At 66.3% G+C, this 17916-nt stretch carries 16 protein-coding genes; 13 read left to right on the top strand and 3 right to left on the bottom strand.

Going from position 1 to position 17916, the window contains the following annotated elements; translation table 11 throughout:
- Positions 1-47: 47 nt before the first annotated feature.
- The 6 genes from hisC to E1832_RS21730 all read left to right on the top strand — a co-directional run bounded on the left by hisC (position 48) and on the right by E1832_RS21730 (position 6937).
- Complete coding sequence (gene hisC, locus E1832_RS21755) at positions 48-1130, top strand: histidinol-phosphate transaminase (RefSeq protein WP_133361882.1); 1083 nt, start codon at positions 48-50, stop codon at positions 1128-1130.
- Complete coding sequence (locus E1832_RS21750) at positions 1127-2053, top strand: prephenate/arogenate dehydrogenase family protein (RefSeq protein WP_133361881.1); 927 nt, start codon at positions 1127-1129, stop codon at positions 2051-2053. The genes hisC and E1832_RS21750 overlap by 4 nt, the downstream gene beginning before the upstream one ends.
- Positions 2050-2973: an extensin-like domain-containing protein gene (locus E1832_RS21745; RefSeq protein ID WP_133361880.1), complete on the top strand. Its 924-nt coding sequence runs from the start codon at positions 2050-2052 to the stop codon at positions 2971-2973. The genes E1832_RS21750 and E1832_RS21745 overlap by 4 nt, the downstream gene beginning before the upstream one ends.
- Positions 2974-3052: 79 nt before the next feature.
- Entirely contained in the window at positions 3053-3583 is a 531-nt protein-coding gene (locus E1832_RS21740) for a gamma-glutamylcyclotransferase (RefSeq protein ID WP_133361879.1), read from the top strand.
- A gap of 69 nt (positions 3584-3652) precedes the next feature.
- The gene (locus tag E1832_RS21735; RefSeq protein WP_133361878.1) at positions 3653-4861 is read left to right on the top strand and encodes a biopolymer transporter ExbB; all 1209 of its coding nucleotides are present in this window, start codon (positions 3653-3655) and stop codon (positions 4859-4861) included.
- A gap of 3 nt (positions 4862-4864) precedes the next feature.
- The gene (locus tag E1832_RS21730; protein WP_133361877.1) at positions 4865-6937 is read left to right on the top strand and encodes a peptidoglycan -binding protein; all 2073 of its coding nucleotides are present in this window, start codon (positions 4865-4867) and stop codon (positions 6935-6937) included.
- A 216-nt stretch (positions 6938-7153) separates the two neighbouring features.
- On the opposite strand, the gene E1832_RS21725 is transcribed toward E1832_RS21730, so the two are convergent.
- Together E1832_RS21725 and clpA are read right to left on the bottom strand one after the other, a co-directional pair.
- On the bottom strand, positions 7154-8116 hold the full coding sequence (locus E1832_RS21725) for a M23 family metallopeptidase (RefSeq protein ID WP_133361876.1): 963 nt from the start codon (positions 8114-8116) through the stop codon (positions 7154-7156).
- Positions 8116-10440, bottom strand: coding sequence for an ATP-dependent Clp protease ATP-binding subunit ClpA (clpA, locus tag E1832_RS21720; RefSeq protein WP_133361875.1), 2325 nt, complete (start codon positions 10438-10440; stop codon positions 8116-8118). The genes E1832_RS21725 and clpA overlap by 1 nt, the downstream gene beginning before the upstream one ends.
- Before the next feature lie 347 nt (positions 10441-10787).
- Here clpA and E1832_RS21715 point away from each other — a divergent pair, with 347 nt between their 5' ends.
- Positions 10788-11054 carry a hypothetical protein gene (locus E1832_RS21715; RefSeq protein WP_133361874.1) on the top strand — a complete coding sequence of 89 codons (267 nt, stop codon included), beginning with the start codon at positions 10788-10790 and terminating at the stop codon, positions 11052-11054.
- Between the two features lie 22 nt (positions 11055-11076).
- On the opposite strand, the gene gloB is transcribed toward E1832_RS21715, so the two are convergent.
- A complete protein-coding gene (gloB, locus tag E1832_RS21710; protein WP_133361873.1) occupies positions 11077-11844 on the bottom strand; it encodes a hydroxyacylglutathione hydrolase in 768 nt (255 codons plus the stop codon).
- Between the two features lie 74 nt (positions 11845-11918).
- Between gloB and E1832_RS21705 the strand changes: the two genes are divergently transcribed.
- The 6 genes from E1832_RS21705 (at position 11919) to E1832_RS21680 (ending at position 17795) form a co-directional block, all read left to right on the top strand.
- On the top strand, positions 11919-12653 hold the full coding sequence (locus tag E1832_RS21705; protein ID WP_133361872.1) for a methyltransferase domain-containing protein: 735 nt from the start codon (positions 11919-11921) through the stop codon (positions 12651-12653).
- Between the two features lie 283 nt (positions 12654-12936).
- Positions 12937-13497: a F0F1 ATP synthase subunit delta gene (locus E1832_RS21700; protein WP_133361871.1), complete on the top strand. Its 561-nt coding sequence runs from the start codon at positions 12937-12939 to the stop codon at positions 13495-13497.
- Entirely contained in the window at positions 13498-15036 is a 1539-nt protein-coding gene (atpA, locus tag E1832_RS21695; protein ID WP_133361870.1) for a F0F1 ATP synthase subunit alpha, read from the top strand.
- A gap of 14 nt (positions 15037-15050) precedes the next feature.
- Positions 15051-15923: a F0F1 ATP synthase subunit gamma gene (locus tag E1832_RS21690; protein ID WP_133361869.1), complete on the top strand. Its 873-nt coding sequence runs from the start codon at positions 15051-15053 to the stop codon at positions 15921-15923.
- 19 nt (positions 15924-15942) lie between these two features.
- The gene (gene atpD / locus E1832_RS21685; RefSeq protein ID WP_133361868.1) at positions 15943-17367 is read left to right on the top strand and encodes a F0F1 ATP synthase subunit beta; all 1425 of its coding nucleotides are present in this window, start codon (positions 15943-15945) and stop codon (positions 17365-17367) included.
- Between the two features lie 11 nt (positions 17368-17378).
- Positions 17379-17795, top strand: coding sequence for a F0F1 ATP synthase subunit epsilon (locus E1832_RS21680; RefSeq protein WP_133361867.1), 417 nt, complete (start codon positions 17379-17381; stop codon positions 17793-17795).
- Positions 17796-17916: the final 121 nt, after the last annotated feature.

Here is a 17916-nt window from a genome sequence, read left to right as displayed (position 1 = left end):
CTGACCGGCGGGGACGATAGAACGGGGCCCAGCAAGGAGCCCCGAGAATGCGCAAGATCACACCGCAGCCCGGTATCATGGACATTGCCCTCTACGAGGGCGGCAAGGCCACCATCGGCGGGCGGACGGATGTGCTCAAGCTGTCCTCCAACGAGAATCCGCTGGGCGCGCCGCCCTCGGCCCAGGCCGCCCTGGCCGAGGCGGCGAAGACCCTGCATCGCTATCCCTCCACCGACCATGCCGATCTGCGCCAGGCGATCGGCGAGGTGCACGGCCTCGACCCGGCGCGGATCATCTGCGGCGTCGGCTCGGACGAGGTGCTGCAATTCGTCTGCCAGGCGTTTGCCGGCCCCGGGGATGAGATCATCCACACCGAACACGGGTTTTCCATGTATCCGGTGCTGATCCATATGGCCGGGGCGACGCCGGTCTGCGTCCCCGAGGCCGAGCGGCGGGTGGACGTCGACGCCATTCTGGCAGCGGTGACCGACAAGACCCGGATCGTGCTGCTGACAAACCCGGGAAACCCGACCGGTACGATCCTGCCCGCGGGCGAACTTGACCGGCTGGCCGATGGCCTGCCCGCGCATGTGCTGCTGGTGATCGACGGCGCCTATACCGAATATGCCGAGGGGTTCGACGGCGGCGCGGCGCTGGCCGGGGCGCGGCCCAACGTGATCATGACCCGCACCTTCTCCAAGGTCTATGGGTTGGGCGGGCTGCGGATCGGCTGGGGCTATGGACCCAGGGAGCTGATCGAGGTGATGACCCGGATTCGCCAGCCCTTCAACCTGTCCGGGGTGCAGCTGGCGGTGGCCGAGGCCGCGGTGCGCGACCGCGACTGGGTCGAAACCTGCACCGCGCTCAACGCGCAGCAACGGGCGCGGCTGGTCGGCGCGATCCGGCAGCTTGGGGTGGCCTGCGACGACAGCCATACCAATTTCGTTCTGGCCCGTTTTGCCGACGCCGAGGAGGCGACGGCGGTCGATCAGATGTTTCAAGACGACGGCATCATCCTGCGCCGGGTCACCGGCTATGGTTTCCCCGAGGCGCTGCGCATCACCGTGGGCGATGAGGAACAGACCGGCCGGGTGATCGAGACCCTGACCAGATGGCGGGAGCAGGCATGAGCGCCCCGATCTATGATCGTGTCGCCCTGATCGGACTGGGGCTGATCGCCTCGTCGATGTTCTGGGCGATGAAACGCGGCGGGCTGGCGGGCGAGGTGACCGGCTATGCCCGCAGCGAGGCAACCCGCGAGACCGCCCGCCGCATCGGCCTCTGCGACCGGGTCTGCGACAGCGCCGCCGAGGCCGTCGCGGACGCCGATCTGGTGGTGCTGGCGGTGCCGGTCGGCGCCATGGGCGCGGTTGCGCGCGAGATCGCCGCGGCACTGAAGCCCGGCTGCACGGTCACCGACGTGGGGTCGGTCAAGAAACACGTGATTGACGCGGTGGCGCCGGAACTGCCCGAGGGTGTGCATTTCATCCCCGGCCACCCGCTGGCGGGCACCGAGCATTCCGGCCCCGAAAGCGGCTTTGCCGAGCTGTTCGACAACCGCTGGTGCCTGCTGGTTCCGGTGGACTGCCGCTCGTCCGGGCAGGTGGCGCGGCTGCGGTCCCTGTGGGAGGGGATGGGCGCCCATGTCGACGAGATGGACGCCGAGCATCACGATCTGGTCCTCGCGGTCACCAGCCACGCGCCGCACCTCATTGCCTATACGATGGTGGGTGTCGCTGACGATCTGCGCCGGGTCACCGACAGCGAGGTGATCAAGTACTCCGCCGCGGGTTTCCGCGATTTCACCCGCATTGCGGCCTCGGACCCGACCATGTGGCGCGACGTGTTCCTGACCAACAAGGACGCGACGCTGGAGATCCTCGGCCGCTTCACCGAAGAGCTGTTCGCGCTGCAACGCGCCATCCGCACCGGCGACGGCCAGCATCTGTTCGATTATTTCACCCGCACCCGCGCCATCCGCCGGGGCATCATCGAGGCCGGGCAGGATACCGATGCCCCCGATTTCGGTCGCGCCAAAAGGGCCGGGAAATGACCGGCCGCCGGCTGGCGGCGGCGCTGGGCCTGACTCTGACGCTCGGCCTGTCGCTGCTGGCGCAGCAGCCTGCGTTCGCCCGCGCGCCGGACCAGTCGCCGCGCCCGCCGCTGCGCGGATCCGCTGAGGCGGCGCCGAACGAGGCGGCTCCGGACGAGGCGGCCCTGCCGGCACTGCGCCCGCACCCGCGTCCCGAAGAGACGGCGCCGGTGGCTGGCGCGGCGCCGGTGCCGCCACCGCAGCGGTCGCCAAGGCTGCGCCCGCCCTCGGCCCAGGTGACCAGCGCGGCGGTGCGCCCGGCCAGCCTGCCGTTTCTGAGTCCCGACCGCTCTCCGCTGCCGCTGTCGCGTCCCGACGGGCTGGAGGAAAAGGTGTTTTTCAAACGGCTCAAGCGGCGCAAGGGATCGGTCTGCGGCGACATCGACATCCAGGGCGACAAGCTGGGCGCGGTGAAGGGCAAACTGCGCGGCTGCGGAGCCACCGATACGGTGCGCGTGCGCGAGGTGGCCGGCGTGCGACTGAGCCAGCAGGCGATCATGACCTGCGACACCGCTCGCGCGCTGAAAACCTGGGTGGAGCGGGGGGTAAAGCCCGCCTTCCGCCGTCGCGGTCCGGTGGTCGAAATGCGCGTCGCCGCCCATTACGCCTGCCGCACCCGCAACAACCGCCCCGGCGCAAAGATCTCGGAACACGGCCGGGCGCAGGCGATCGACATCTCGGCCTTTACCATGCGCGACGGCGAGGTGATCACCGTGCTCAAGGGCTGGGGCCGGGGCACCACGCTGCGACCTCTTCGAGAGGTCTGGAAAACGGCCTGCGGCCCGTTCGGTACCGTGCTGGGACCAAAGGCCGACGGGTATCACCGCGATCATTTCCACGTCGATGTCGCCCGCTATCGCAGCGGCCCCTATTGCCGCTGACGGACCCTGGCGCGGCCCCCTTTTTCCCGCCCCGGTTCTGGTGTTTACAGGGGGGCGGGAACAGTCAGGGGAAAGCCGCATGACGATGTGGGTGTTCGGATACGGATCGCTGCTCTGGAACCCGGGCTTTGACGTGGCCCGGCGCGAGGTGGCGCAGCTTCGGGACTTTCACCGGTCGTTCTGCATGCGTTCGATCCACCATCGCGGCACCGAGGCCGAGCCTGGCCTTGTGCTGGCGCTCGACGCCGCCCCGGGCGCGCGCTGTGCCGGGCTCGCGCTGGCCGTGGCCGAGGGACAGGAAGAGCGAACGCTGGCCTATCTGCGCGAGCGCGAGCTGATTTCCTCGGCCTATCTCGAAAAACGCGTTGAGGTCCAGATGCCCGGCGGCCCCGCCGTCGAGGCGGTGACCTATGTGGTCGACCCGGATCACGACCAGTATTGCGGCGGGCTGGAACTGGAGGATCAGGCGCGGATCATCGCCCGCGCGGTGGGCGGGCGCGGGCCGAATACCGAGTACCTTTACAACACCGCCCGCCATCTGACCGAGATCGGTCTGAGTGACCCGGATCTGGACTGGCTGGCGCGGCGAGTCCGCGCGCTGACGGCATAAAGCCTTGGCCTTGCCTGTGATTTTTCTATAGGCTTGCCGCAGAGCAGAGAAAGTCAGGACGCCCGCCAGATGGTGCAGCGAGACCGCGAAGCCCGGCCGCAGTTTTCACAGCCGGTGCGCCAGATTATGTTGATGCTGATCGCTTTCGGGCTCGCCGGGTTCGGGGCGTTCGTCGCGCTTCCGCGGGTCTTGCCGGTATTTCTGGCCAACCTCTATCTCAACGGGTTTATCGCCGCGGTCTTCCTCATCGGTGTGCTGGCCTGTTTCTGGCAGGTGTTCCAGTTGGTCGGTTCGGTGCGCTGGATCGAACTCTTCGTCGCCGGCGAGGCTGGAGAGGACATGCGCCCGCCGCAGCTTCTGGCGCCTCTGGCCTCGCTGTTGCGCGCGCGGGGCGCCCGGATGCAGCTCAATTCCAGCTCGACCCGCTCGATCCTGGATTCCGTCGCCGAGCGGATCGACGAAGAGCGCGAGATCACCCGATATATTGTCAACCTGCTGATTTTCCTTGGTCTTTTGGGCACGTTCTATGGGTTGGCCACAACCGTTCCGGCGGTGGTCGACACCATCCGCAGCCTTGCCCCGAAAGAGGGCGAGGAGGGGATCGCGGTGTTCAACCGCCTTATGACCGGGCTGGAGGCGCAGCTGGGCGGCATGGGGGTGGCGTTCTCCTCCTCGCTGCTGGGGCTGGCCGGCTCGCTGCTGGTCGGGCTGCTGGAGCTGTTCGCGGGCCATGGCCAGAACCGGTTCTACCGCGAGCTCGAGGAATGGCTGTCTTCGATCACGCGCCTCGGCTTCTCCTCGGGCGACGAGGGGGAAAGCGCCCCGAACGTGCTTGAGGGGGTGCTGGAGCACATGTCCGAGCAGATGGAGGCGCTGCAGCAGATGTTCACCCGGTCCGACGAAAGCCGCGCCGCAGTGGACCGCAAGCTGGGCGATCTGGTCGACACCATCGGGCAGATGAACGACCGGCTCGATCAGACCGAAAGCACCGCCGCCGCGCTGGAGCGGGTTGCGCTGGGACAGGAGACCCTGATCGAGATGATGCGCGACCAGGGCCCGGGCGAGGGGATCGACGCCGAAAGCCGGATGCGCCTGCGCTCGATCGACGTGCAGATGCTGCGCATCCTCGAAGAGATTTCCGCCGGCCGGCAGGAAAGCATGGCCGAATTGCGCAAGGATATCGACATCCTGATCAAGGCGCTGGCGCCGTCCCGGGCCGCCGCCGCCCGACCCGGCCGCCCGGGCCGGCCGGCCAAACCAGATGAGGCAGGAGAGTAGGGCATGGCCCTGTCGCGCCGCACCGGCCAACGCTTCCAGGGGTCGATCTGGCCCGGTTTCGTCGATGCGATGACCGGGCTTTTGCTGGTGCTGATGTTCGTGCTGACCATCTTCATGGTGGTCATGTTCGTGCTGCGCGAGACCATCTCGGGCCAGGAGAGCGAACTGGACGCGCTGTCGGCCGAGGTCAACGCGCTGGCCACGGCGCTGGGCCTGGAAGAGCGGCGCAATGCCCAGCTTTCGGCGCGGATGGGCGCCCTGAGCGCGACCCTCAACGAGGCTCGGGACGATCTGGAGCAGACCCGCAATGAGCTGGACCAGCGCACCGCGATGATCGCCACGCTCACCGCCGAACGCGATCGCCAGACCGCGGCGCTGGCGGCGGCGCAGGGCCGTATCGCCAGTTTCGAGGAACAGGTCGCGGCGCTGCTGGCGGACAAGACCCGGGCCGAGGGCCAGGTCGCCGCGCTGGAGGGGGAAAAGGCCGAGCTGTTGTCGCAGCAGGAGGCGCTGAACCTTGCGCTGGCCAGCCACCGCGCGGAGATCGACGCTCAGGCCGAGGCGGCGCGGCTGGCCGCCGCCCGGCGCGAGGCGCTGGAGGCGCTAGTCGCCGATCTGCGCAAAGATGGCGCCGACAAGACGGCTGCGGCGCAGGCGTTGAGCGCGCGGGTGGAGGATCTTGAAAGCCGGCTCAGCGCCGAGGAACAGGCCCGCCTGACCGAGGCGGCGGCGGCCGAGGCGCTGCGCGAGCGGCTGAAGAATTCCGACGCCGAGCTGACCGCGATGACGATGGAACTGGAACGTCAGCGCAAGGACGCCGAGGATACCCTGACCCTGCTGGCCGCCGCCGAGGCCGCCCGCGACGCGCTGGACGAAAAGCTGGGCGCGATGCTCGCCGATCTGGAAACCGCACGGGCCGGGGCTGCCGACCGGGACGAGCTTGCCATGCGGCTGGAGCGGGTTCTGGCGCAGATGGAAACGGTCCGGGCCGAAGGCGCCGGAAAGGTCGGCGCGCTCGAGGCCGAGTTGGCCCAGGCGCGCGCCGATCTCGGCGCCGCGCAGGCTGCCCTCAACGCGGCCCGGGCCGGGGTTGATCAGGCCGACCAGAACCGCGCCGAGACCGAGGCGCGGCTGGCCCGGGCACTGGAGGCGTTGGAACAGGCGCAGGCCGCCGGCAGCGACCGCGACGCGTTGCAGCGTCGGCTTCTGGCGGCATTGGCCGCCCGCGACGCGGCCGAACAACAGGCGGCCGAACGCCTCTCCGAGGCAGAGGCCCGCGACATCCTGCTGGCCAGGGCGCGCGAGTCGCTGGCCAAACAGGAAGAGATTTCAAACTCGGCGCAGCGGCAGACCGCGCTGCTCAACCAGCAGGTCGCGGCGCTGCGCGGCCAGCTTGGCGAGCTTCAGGCGCTGCTGGACGACTACAAGGACCGAGACGCGGTGCAGCAGGTGCAGTTGCAGAACCTGGGCCAGGATCTGAACACCGCGCTGGCCCGCGCCGCCTCGGAAGAGCGTAAGCGGCGCCTGCTGGAAGAGGCCGAGCGCAAGCGGCTGGAGGCCGAGGCCAAACTGCGCGCCGAAGAGGCCGAGCAGCTCAAGCAACAGGCCAAGGATCTTGAGCGCTATCGCTCGGAATTCTTCGGCCGGCTGCGCGAGGTGCTGGGCACGCAGGAGGGGGTGCGGATTCAGGGCGACCGGTTCGTCTTCTCCTCCGAGGTGCTGTTCGCCCCGGGCGAGGCGGAACTCTCTGCCGCCGGCAACGCCGAGATCGACAAGATCGCCCGCATTCTGCGCAGCATCTCCGGTGAAATCCCCGATGAGATCGACTGGGTGATCCGCGTCGACGGTCATACCGACGATGTGCCGATACGGCCCGGCGCCGAATTCGCCGACAACTGGGAACTGAGCCAGGCCCGCGCGCTGTCTGTGGTGCGCTATCTGGTCGATGCCCATGGCATCCCGCCGGGCCGGCTCTCGGCCAACGGGTTCGGGGAATACCAGCCTGTCAATCCCGCCGACACGCCCGAGGCGCGGGCGCAGAACCGGCGGATCGAGCTGAAACTGACCGAGAAATAGGGGGCATCAGGCCCTTTTCCGGATGCGGCGATGATTGCGCCGCCCGCCCGGTGCGATCCCCTCGCGAAAGGCGACGTCGAACCCTTTGCGCACATCCGCCAAAAGGCGCTGCCCGGCGGCGCAACGCGCCTTTATTCCGGGCCGGGCAAGACGTTACCCCCAACGTCCTCTCCGTCCGGCACGGCTGTCAGCCATGCGCGGTCATCCGCACCAGCTTTATTCGATGGTAATCCCGACCTCTTCGCGGTCGATCTCCTGCCCGTCGCGCAGCAGCTGAACGCTGCCGTTATAGCGCCCCACAGGCCAGCCACCCTGTGGCTGATGCTTGCCCGCGGCGCGGAACAACTGCGCCTGATCTTTCTCCAGCTCGGCGCTTTGGTCGGTGACTGTCCCTTCGGGGCCGTCGATCACGATCCGGATCACATCGCCGGCCTGCCCGCCGAAGGCATACCCGTAGAGCACCAGCGCCGGCGCATCCGGCGCCAGCCCGTCGACCGCCGCGCGGCCCGCCTTGATCGCGTCATAGCTGGGCATGCCGGCCGCAAACCCGACCGCGAGCAGCCCGCCGGGTTCATAGGCCGGCGCCTGGTGCCACAGACCCGGCCCGGCCGGCAGCCCGCAGCCGGTTTGCCCCGGCGAGAACGGATCGACCACCACGCCGTCGCGCCGCACCGAAAGGTGGACATGGGGAAACTGGCTCTTGCCGCTCAGCCCGACCGCGCCCAGTACCGCGCCGCGGGCGACGCGGTTGCCTTTGGTCACCCGAACCGAGCCGCGCCGCATATGGCAATACTGGGTCTCCCAGCCGTTGCCATGGTCGATCACAACGCCGTTGCCGCATTCGCGGTCGGCCACCGCGGTCTCGTCGCCCTGGTAAAAGGCGCCATCGACCATGCCATCGCGGAGCGCGGTCACCACCCCCGGCGCGGCGGCCAGAACATCGACGCCGGCCACCATCGCCGACAGATCCGTCAGCGCGAAATCGGTGCCCTTGTGGCCCTCATAGCTGAGTGTGCCGCAGCGATAGTCCTGCGCCCCCGGCCCGGGATCGGCATCGACATATTGCTGAATATGGCAGGTTTCGCCCGGATCGCAGGCGATCGGCAGGCCCAATGCGAAATCGCCCGCCGCGACGGGCGCGGCGAGCGAAAGGCAAAGGGCGGTCAGCGCCGCCCGCATCACTCAGCGGTCAGCAGCGGCGGCTTGTTGCCCGACAGGCGCGGCTTTCCGGGGCCTTCGATCCGCAGATCCAGCGCGCCGTTCTTCAGGCCGACCTTGACCACGCCGCCCTTGGACAGCTTGCCGAACAGCAGTTCCTCGGCCAGCGGCTTTTTGATGTATTCCTGGATCACCCGGCCCAGCGGCCGCGCGCCCATCTTGTCATCATAGCCCTTGTCCGCCAGCCACTCAGCCGCCGGACGGGTCAGCTCGATCGCCACGCCGCGGTCCAGAAGCTGCGCCTCCAGTTGCAGCACGAACTTCTCGACCACCTGCAGGATCACCTCTTTGGGCAGAGGCGCAAAGGAGATCACCGCGTCCAGACGGTTGCGGAACTCCGGCGTGAAGGTCCGCTCGATGGCGGCCGTATCCTCGCCCTCGCGGCGGTCGCGGCCAAACCCGATTGCGCTCTTGGCCTGTTCGGTGGCCCCTGCGTTCGAGGTCATGATCAGGATCACGTTGCGGAAATCCACCGTCCGGCCGTTGTGGTCGGTCAGCTTGCCGTGGTCCATCACCTGCAGCAGGATATTGTAGACGTCCGGGTGCGCCTTTTCCATCTCGTCCAGCAGCAGCACACAATGCGGGTGCTGGTCGACCCCGTCGGTCAGCATGCCGCCCTGATCGAACCCGACATAGCCCGGCGGCGCGCCGATCAGGCGGCTGACCGCGTGTTTCTCCATGTATTCCGACATGTCGAAGCGCAGCAGCTCCACCCCGAGCGTATCGGCCAGCTGTTTGGCCACCTCGGTCTTGCCCACGCCGGTCGGCCCGGCAAAGAGATAGTTGCCGATCGGTTTTTCCGGCTCGCGCAGACCGGCGCGGGCCAGCTTGATCGCGCTGGACAGCGCCACGATCGCCTGGTCCTGGCCGAACACCACGCGCTTGAGCGATTTTTCCAGATCCTTGAGCACCTCGGCATCGTCCTTGGAGACGTTCTTGGGCGGAATGCGGGCGATCTTGGCGACCACCGCCTCGATCTCCTTGGTCCCGATGGTCTTGCGCCGCTTGCTCTCGGCCAGCAGATGCTGCGCCGCGCCTGCCTCGTCGATCACGTCGATCGCCTTGTCGGGCAGCTTGCGGTCGTTGATGTAGCGTGCCGACAGCTCCACCGCCGTCTTGATCGCGTCGCCGGTATATTTTACCCCGTGATGCTCCTCGAAATAGGGCTTCAAGCCTTTGAGGATCTTTACCGTGTCGTCCACGCTGGGCTCGGTCACATCGATCTTCTGGAACCGGCGCGACAGCGCGCGGTCCTTCTCGAAGTGCTGGCGGAACTCCTTGTAGGTGGTGGATCCCATGGTGCGCAGCTTGCCGCCCTGCAACGCCGGTTTCAGCAGGTTCGAGGCGTCCATCGCCCCGCCCGAGGTGGCGCCGGCGCCGATCACCGTATGGATCTCGTCGATGAACAGCACCGCGTCGGGATGTTCTTCAAGCTCGTTCACCACCGCCTTCAGCCGCTCCTCGAAATCGCCGCGATAGCGGGTTCCGGCCAGCAGCGCGCCCATGTCGAGCGAATAGATCGTGGCATGGGCCAGCACCCCCGGCACCTCGCCCTTGACGATCTTGCGCGCCAGCCCCTCGGCGATGGCGGTCTTGCCAACGCCGGGGTCGCCCACCAGCAGCGGATTGTTCTTGCGGCGGCGGCACAGCACCTGGATACAGCGTTCCACCTCCTGGTCGCGGCCGATCAGCGGGTCGATCGCCCCCTCGCGCGATTTGGCGTTCAGATCGACACAGTACTTGCCCAGCGCGCTTTCCTTCTGGTCGGCTTCGGGCATGGCGCTGTGAACATCATCTTCGGACTCGGTCGAGCCCTGGATCGGGCGGGATTCGCCAAAGGCGGGATCCTTGGCCACGCCGTGGGCGATGTAGTTTACCGCGTCGTAACGGGTCATGTCCTGTTCCTGCAGGAAATAGGCGGCGTTCGATTCCCGCTCGGCAAAGATGGCGACCAGAACGTTGGCGCCCGTCACCTCGGTGCGGCCCGAGCTTTGCACATGGATCGCGGCGCGCTGGATCACGCGCTGGAAGGCGGCGGTCGGCACCGCCTCGGAGCCGTCGATATCGGTGACAAGATTGGACAGATCCTCGTCGATGAACTCGACAAGGGTGCTGCGCAACTCGCCCAGATCGACGCTGCAGGCCTTCATGACGCGGGTGGCGTCGGGTTCGTCCAGCAACGCCAGCAGCAGATGCTCCAGCGTGGCGAATTCGTGGCGCCGCTCGTTGGCGAGTGCCAAAGCAGCGTGGATGGCCTGTTCAAGGGTGCTCGAGAATGAAGGCACGTTGGTGCTCCTCTGATCTGGGTCGGGAGGGAGAAGGCGTCAGGCGCCGATGCCCCGGGCCAACCATGTCTTTATACCATTAGAGTTTGGTTGATCAGGGCGCAGCTTCAAGGTTTTTCTGCATTTTCTGTATCACTTTTGATGCCATTCGGGCCCAAAGGGCCGTTGCGTGGCACTGGCGAACGGCCCCGGTGGCGGGCACACGCGGAGGATCGCCACCCCGACCACGTGGGAAATCACCTGTCGGATCCGCGCGATAGGCCCGCGCGCCAGAGGTTTGCCGCGCCGGACCGGTCTGTGTTCGTCTGCGGCACTTTTTCACAGTTGGTGTTGTAAAGTGTGATTTCATGGCGGTTGCTTCAGACGCGCTTTCTGTTTTTTTCTCCGATCTCGATACAATTTCCCGCCTTGGCCCCGATCTCGACGCCGCACGCAACGACGTCCTGCGCGGCTTCGAGCACGGGCTTGACCGCATCGAGATTGCCGGCACGGCCTTCGCGGATCTCTCGATCGCTCAACGGAGCGGCCATACCTTCATCGACTACGGCCGCGCCTCGGACCTGATCAAGATCGCGGATTTCACCGGTGTCCTGACGGCCGATGATTTCCTCTGATCAGGCGTCTCTGTGCCCGGCGTCAGAACCGGTCCTTGCGGCCGCGGATCTCGGCGAACACCGCGGCCGGGTCGGCCCCGTCCATGCCCAGGTGTTTCTGTATCCCGGGATCGCCCGCGCGCAGGAAGGGGTTGGTCGCAAGTTCCAGCGCCAGCGTTGAGGGCACCGTGGGCCGCCCGGCCGCGCGCGCCGCTGCGATGTCGCGCAGGCGCTGGCTCAGGGCGGGGTTGTCCGGGTCGACGGTCTCGGCGAACCGGCCGTTGGCTTGGGTGTATTCGTGGCCGGAATAGACCACCGTTTCGGGGGGCAGGGCGGCCAGTTTCGACAGCGAGTCCCACATCTGCGCCATGGTGCCCTCGAACACCCGGCCGCATCCCAGCGCCATCAGGCTGTCGGCGGTAAAGACCGCGCGGCTGTCGGCGAAGTAATAGGCGATATGCCCCACGGTGTGGCCGGGCACGTCGATGACCTGTCCGGTTTCGCCGCCGATCTGTACGGAATCCCCCTCGGACACCTGAACGTCGAGCGGCGGCAGCCGGTGCGCGTCGGCGGCGGCCCCAGTCACCCTGGCGGGGTGGGCGGCCAGAATCTCGGCCAGACCCTCGACATGGTCCCAGTGGTGATGGGTCAGCAGCACCTGGCTGAGCCTCCATCCCTTGTCCGCCAGCGCCGCAAGAATCGGGCCTGCCTCGGGCGCGTCGATCAGCGCAGTCTCGCCGCGCACCGCGTCATGGGCCAGAAAGGCGTAATTGTCCGACAGGCAGGGAACGGTGAGGATCTCCAGAGGCATGGTCTTTCGCCCTTTCAATGCGGGGTGTCATTGTTAAACTGCCCCCAGCTTGGCCGATCAAACGGGCGCCCGCAATGCATCTCGATGTGCAGGATCTGCGCAATTTCTATTACCGCAGTACGCTGGGCCGGGCGGCGCAGGGCTCGATCCGTGGGGCCATGCTGGATCTGTGGCCCGAGGCCAAGGGGCGATCCGTCGCCGGATTCGGATTCGCGGTGCCGCTGCTGCGTCCCTATCTCGCCGATGCGCGCCGGGTGGTGGCGCTGATGCCGGGGCCGCAGGGGGTGATGCCCTGGCCGGCGGGGATGCCCAATGTCTCGGTCATGTGCGAAGAGACGCTCTGGCCGATCGAGACCGGCCATGTGGACAAACTGGTGGTGATGCACGGGCTGGAAACCTCCGAACGCCCCTCGCATCTGCTGGACGAATGTTTCCGGGTGCTGGGGCCGGGGGGCAAGGCGCTGTTCATCGTACCCAATAGGGGCGGGCTGTGGTCACGCAGCGACCGCACGCCCTTTGGCTACGGGCGGCCCTATTCGCTGGGTCAGCTCGAATCCCAGCTCAAGCAGCATCAGTTCCTGCCCGAACGTCACAGCGCGGCGCTGTATCAGCCGCCCTCGGCCCGTCGCTTCTGGCTGCGCTCCGGCGCGCTGATGGAGCGGATGGGGCGGCATCTGCCGACGGTTCTGGTCGGTGGGGTGCTGATGGTCGAGGCCTCGAAACGGGTGCAGCCGCCGCACGGCTCGGTGGTCAAGGATCTTGCCAAACGCCCGATCAAGGCGCTGGACGGGCTGGCCAAACCGGCCTGATCGACCGCCGTCGCGCGGTAATTGTCCCGCCCGTGCCGTCAGGAATCGCCCAAAAACGCCGTTTTTTTTCGCCCGGATTTCGTGCAAACCGTCGCAGTTCGGCTAACGGCATGAAAACAGGGGGATAATGGGGATGGCTGTTATCGCTATAGGTTGTTGCGGGGCTGGGTGCGCTCTGCTATCTCCACGCTGATTTTGATGACCTGCCGAAAGGCGGGTCGTTTTTCACGCCCCCGGACGCTCGTCTTGCGGCCAGCCGGGGCCAAATGTCGGAAGGGTGGACGTGTCCGAACCAGCTTCGATTTCCGCGGGCATCGCCGAGCGCTATGCCACCGCGATCTTTGAGATCGCGAAAGAGAATAACGACCTTGCCGGTCTCGAGACCGGCCTCAACGATCTGGCCGCCGCGCTGGACGGCAGCGCCGAACTGCGCGATCTGATGTCTTCGCCGATCTACTCGCGCGCCGAACAGGAGCGCGCGATCACCGCCGTGGCCGAAAAGATGGGGATCGCAGAAGTCTTGCGCAAGTCCCTCGCGCTGATGGCTCAGAAACGCCGCCTCTTCGTCGTGCCTCAGCTGATCGCCGCCCTGCGCGCGCTGATCGCCGAGGACCGCGGCGAAGTGACCGCCGACGTGGTCTCGGCCAAGGCCCTGACCAAGGCGCAGACCGAGAAGCTGGCCAAGACGCTGACTGCCCGCGTGGGCAAGACCGTGAATGTGAATGCGACCGTCGATGAAAGCCTCATTGGCGGTCTTGTCGTTAAAGTCGGCTCGAAGATGATCGACACCTCGATCCGCTCCAAGCTCGACTCCCTCCAGAATGCAATGAAAGAGGTCGGATAAATGGGTATCCAAGCTGCAGAGATTTCTGCGATCCTGAAGGACCAGATCAAGAATTTTGGTCAAGACGCCGAGGTGGCCGAGATCGGCCGCGTGCTCAGCGTCGGTGACGGTATCGCCCGTGTGTATGGCCTCGACAACGTTCAGGCCGGCGAGATGGTCGAGTTCCCGGGCGGCATCATGGGTATGGCGCTGAACCTCGAGGCCGACAACGTCGGCATCGTGATCTTCGGCTCCGACCGCGCCATCAAGGAAGGCGACACCGTCAAGCGCACCAACTCGATCGTTGACGTGCCGATCGGCCCCGAGCTGCTGGGCCGCGTCGTTGACGGTCTCGGCAACCCGCTGGACGGCAAGGGCCCGATCGCCTCGACCCAGCGCGGCGTGGCCGACGTCAAGGCCCCCGGCATCATCCCGCGTAAATCGGTGCACGAGCCGATGGCGACCGGCCTGAAATCGGTCGACGCGATGATCCCGATCGGCCGTGGCCAGCGCGAGCTGATCATCGGCGACCGTCAGACCGGCAAGACCGCCGTGGCGCTCGACGCCATTCTGAACCAGAAGGTCTATAACGACGCCGCGGGCGACGACGAGAGCAAGAAGCTTTACTGCGTCTACGTCGCCATCGGTCAGAAGCGCTCGACCGTCGCCCAGCTGGTGAAGAAGCTGGAAGAGACCGGCGCCATCGACTATTCGATCGTCGTGGCCGCGACCGCGTCCGAGCCGGCGCCGATGCAGTACCTGGCGCCCTATACCGCCACCGCGATGGCCGAGTATTTCCGCGACAACGGCAAGCACGCGCTGATCATCTACGATGACCTGTCGAAACAGGCCGTGTCCTATCGTCAGATGTCGCTGCTGCTGCGCCGTCCGCCGGGGCGTGAAGCCTATCCCGGCGACGTGTTCTATCTGCACTCCCGCCTGCTGGAGCGCTCGGCCAAGCTGAACGAGGATTTCGGCTCGGGCTCGCTCACCGCGCTGCCGATCATCGAAACCCAGGGTGGCGACGTGTCGGCGTTCATTCCGACCAACGTGATCTCGATTACCGACGGCCAGATCTTCCTGGAAACCGAGCTGTTCTATCAGGGCATCCGCCCCGCCGTGAACACCGGTCTGTCGGTGTCGCGCGTGGGCTCCTCGGCGCAAACCAGCGCGATGTCCTCGGTTGCCGGTCCGGTGAAACTGTCGCTGGCCCAGTACCGCGAGATGGCGGCCTTTGCCCAGTTCGGCTCGGACCTCGACGCCGCCACCCAGCAGCTGCTGGCCCGTGGCGCACGTCTGACCGAGCTGATGAAGCAGCCGCAGTATTCGCCGCTGACCAACGCCGAGATCGTCTGCGTGATCTTCGCCGGCACCAACGGCTATCTCGACAAGGTCGATGTCAGCGATGTGGGCCGCTACGAGGCGGGTCTGCTGGCGCACCTGCGCGGCAAGCATCAGGATCTGCTGGAATGGATCACCTCCGAAGATCCCAAGATCAAAGGCGACGCCGCTGATCGTGTCAAAGCTGCGCTCGACGAATTCGCCGCTGATTTCGCTTAAGGGGAGATAAGGCAATGCCAAATCTCAAGGACCTTAAAAACAGGATCGCGTCGGTCAAATCGACCCGCAAGATCACCAAGGCCATGCAGATGGTGGCCGCGGCGAAACTTCGCCGCGCCCAGGAATCCGCCGAAGAGGCCCGCCCCTATGCCGAACGGTTCAATGCCGTGATGGCGGGGCTGGCCGCCTCGGTCGGGGGCAGCGACAGCGCCCCCAAACTTCTGCGCGGCACCGGCAGCGATCAGGTTCATCTCCTGATCGTGCTGACGGCCGAGCGGGGCCTGTGCGGCGGCTTTAACAGCAATATCGCCAAACTGGCGCGCCAGCACGCGGCGTCGCTCAAGGCCAAGGGCAAGACGGTCAAGATCCTGACCGTCGGCAAGAAGGGCCGGGACGCGATGAAACGCGATTTCGGCAGTCTGTTCGTGGGTCACGTCGATCTGACCGAGGTCAAGCGGGTCGGCTATGCCGATGCGCAGGGCATCGCCAAGGACATCCTCGACCGCTTCGACGCGGGCGAGTTCGACGTTGCGACGATCTTCTTCGCGGAGTTCGTCAACGTGGTCACTCAGGTGCCGACCGCACAACAGATCATCCCGGCGACCTTCGATCAGGAGGCCGCGGGTGAGGGCACGCTCTATGATTACGAGCCCGACGAAGAGGCCATCCTGGCCGATCTTCTGCCCAAGGGTGTGGCGACCGCCATCTTCAGCGCGTTGCTCGAGAACGGCGCCTCGGAACAGGGCGCGCGGATGAGTGCGATGGACAATGCGACCCGCAACGCGGGCGAGATGATCGACAAGCTGACCATCCAGTACAACCGCTCGCGCCAGGCCGTGATCACCAACGAGCTGATTGAAATCATTTCGGGCGCGGAAGCCCTGTAAAAGAACCGGAGACGAAACAATGGCAAACAAACAAGGCAAGATCACTCAGGTGATTGGCGCCGTTGTGGACGTGCAGTTCGACGGCCACCTGCCCGAGATTCTGAACGCCCTGGAAACCGACAACAATGGCAAGCGCCTGGTGCTGGAAGTGGCCCAGCACCTGGGCGAAGGCACCGTGCGCACCATCGCCATGGACGCGACCGAAGGTCTGGTCCGTGGTCAGCTGGTGTCCGATACCGGCGCGCCGATCTCGGTGCCGGTGGGCAACGCGACCCTGGGCCGCATCCTGAACGTGGTCGGCGAGCCGGTCGATGAGAAGGGTCCGGTCGACGCGACGGAAACCCGTGCCATCCACCAGCCGGCCCCGGAATTCTCCGAACAGTCGACGGAATCGGAAGTGCTGGTCACCGGCATCAAGGTGGTCGACCTGCTGGCCCCCTACGCCAAGGGCGGCAAGATCGGCCTGTTCGGCGGCGCCGGCGTGGGCAAGACGGTTCTGATCATGGAGCTGATCAACAACATCGCCAAGGTGCACTCGGGCTTCTCGGTGTTCGCTGGCGTGGGGGAACGGACCCGCGAGGGCAACGACCTCTATCACGAGATGATCGAATCCAACGTCATCAAGCCGGACAACCTGTCGGAAAGCCAAGTGGCCCTGGTCTACGGTCAGATGAACGAGCCTCCGGGGGCACGTGCCCGTGTCGCGCTGACCGGCCTGACCCTGGCCGAGCAGTTCCGCGACCAGTCCGGGACCGACGTTCTGTTCTTCGTCGACAACATCTTCCGCTTCACCCAGGCGGGCTCCGAGGTGTCGGCGCTTCTGGGCCGTATTCCTTCGGCCGTGGGCTACCAGCCGACGCTGGCCACCGACATGGGCCAGATGCAGGAACGCATCACCTCGACCAAGGCCGGCTCGATCACCTCGATCCAGGCCGTCTACGTTCCCGCGGACGACCTGACCGACCCGGCCCCGGCCACGACCTTTGCCCACCTCGACGCCACCACCGTGCTGTCGCGTGCGATCTCGGAACTCGGCATCTATCCCGCCGTGGACCCGCTCGACTCGACCTCGCGTCTGATGGACCCGGCGATCCTGGGCGAAGAGCACTACAAGGTGGCGCGCGACGTGCAGGGTATCCTGCAGCGCTACAAATCACTCCAGGACATCATCGCCATCCTCGGCATGGACGAACTGAGCGAAGAGGACAAGCTGACCGTGGCCCGTGCCCGGAAGATCCAGCGTTTCCTCTCGCAGCCGTTCGACGTGGCCAAGGTGTTCACCGGTTCGGACGGTGTGCAGGTGCCGCTGGAAGACACCATCAAATCGTTCAAGGCGGTTGTCGCCGGTGAATACGACCATCTGCCGGAAGGCGCTTTCTACATGGTCGGCGGCATCGACGAAGTGATCGCCAAGGCCGAAAAGATGGCGGCTGACGCCGCTTAAGGAGCGCCCTCATGGCAGATACAATGCAATTCGACCTCGTCAGCCCGGAGCGCCGCCTGGCGTCGCTCCGCGCCAGCGCGGTCCAGATCCCCGGCGCCGATGGCGACATGACGGCGATGCCCGATCATGCCCCGCTCATCACCACGCTGCGCCCGGGCGTGCTGCGGATCGAAAGCCCGGAAGGCAATTCCGAGTTCGTCGTGACCGGCGGCTTTGCCGAAATCGGCAGCGACACCATGTCGGTTCTGGCCGAAAAGGCGATCCCGGTGACCGAGGTGACCCGTGCGCATCTCGATGAGCTGGTCGCCGAGGCCCGCGCCGCGCATGATGCGGCCAAGGGCGCGCCCGACGCGCATCCGAGCATCGTCGACGACGCGGCCAAGCTGCTCGCCGACATGGAGGCCCTGGGCGATCACATGAGCCTGTGATCGTCTGAGTCCTCTCTGGCGCAAGGCATTCAGACCGGCCCCCTCGCGGGGCCGGTTTTATTTTGACAAAACCAGCCTGGAAAGGCTTGCTGTGGCGACCCGCGAACAGAGTCATGGAACG

It is taken from the genome of Antarcticimicrobium luteum, assembly GCF_004358185.1.
Taxonomy (GTDB): Bacteria; Pseudomonadota; Alphaproteobacteria; order Rhodobacterales; family Rhodobacteraceae; genus Antarcticimicrobium; species Antarcticimicrobium luteum.
Note: the sequence above shows the minus strand (reverse complement) of the source record. Positions and strands in the feature narration are given on the sequence as shown.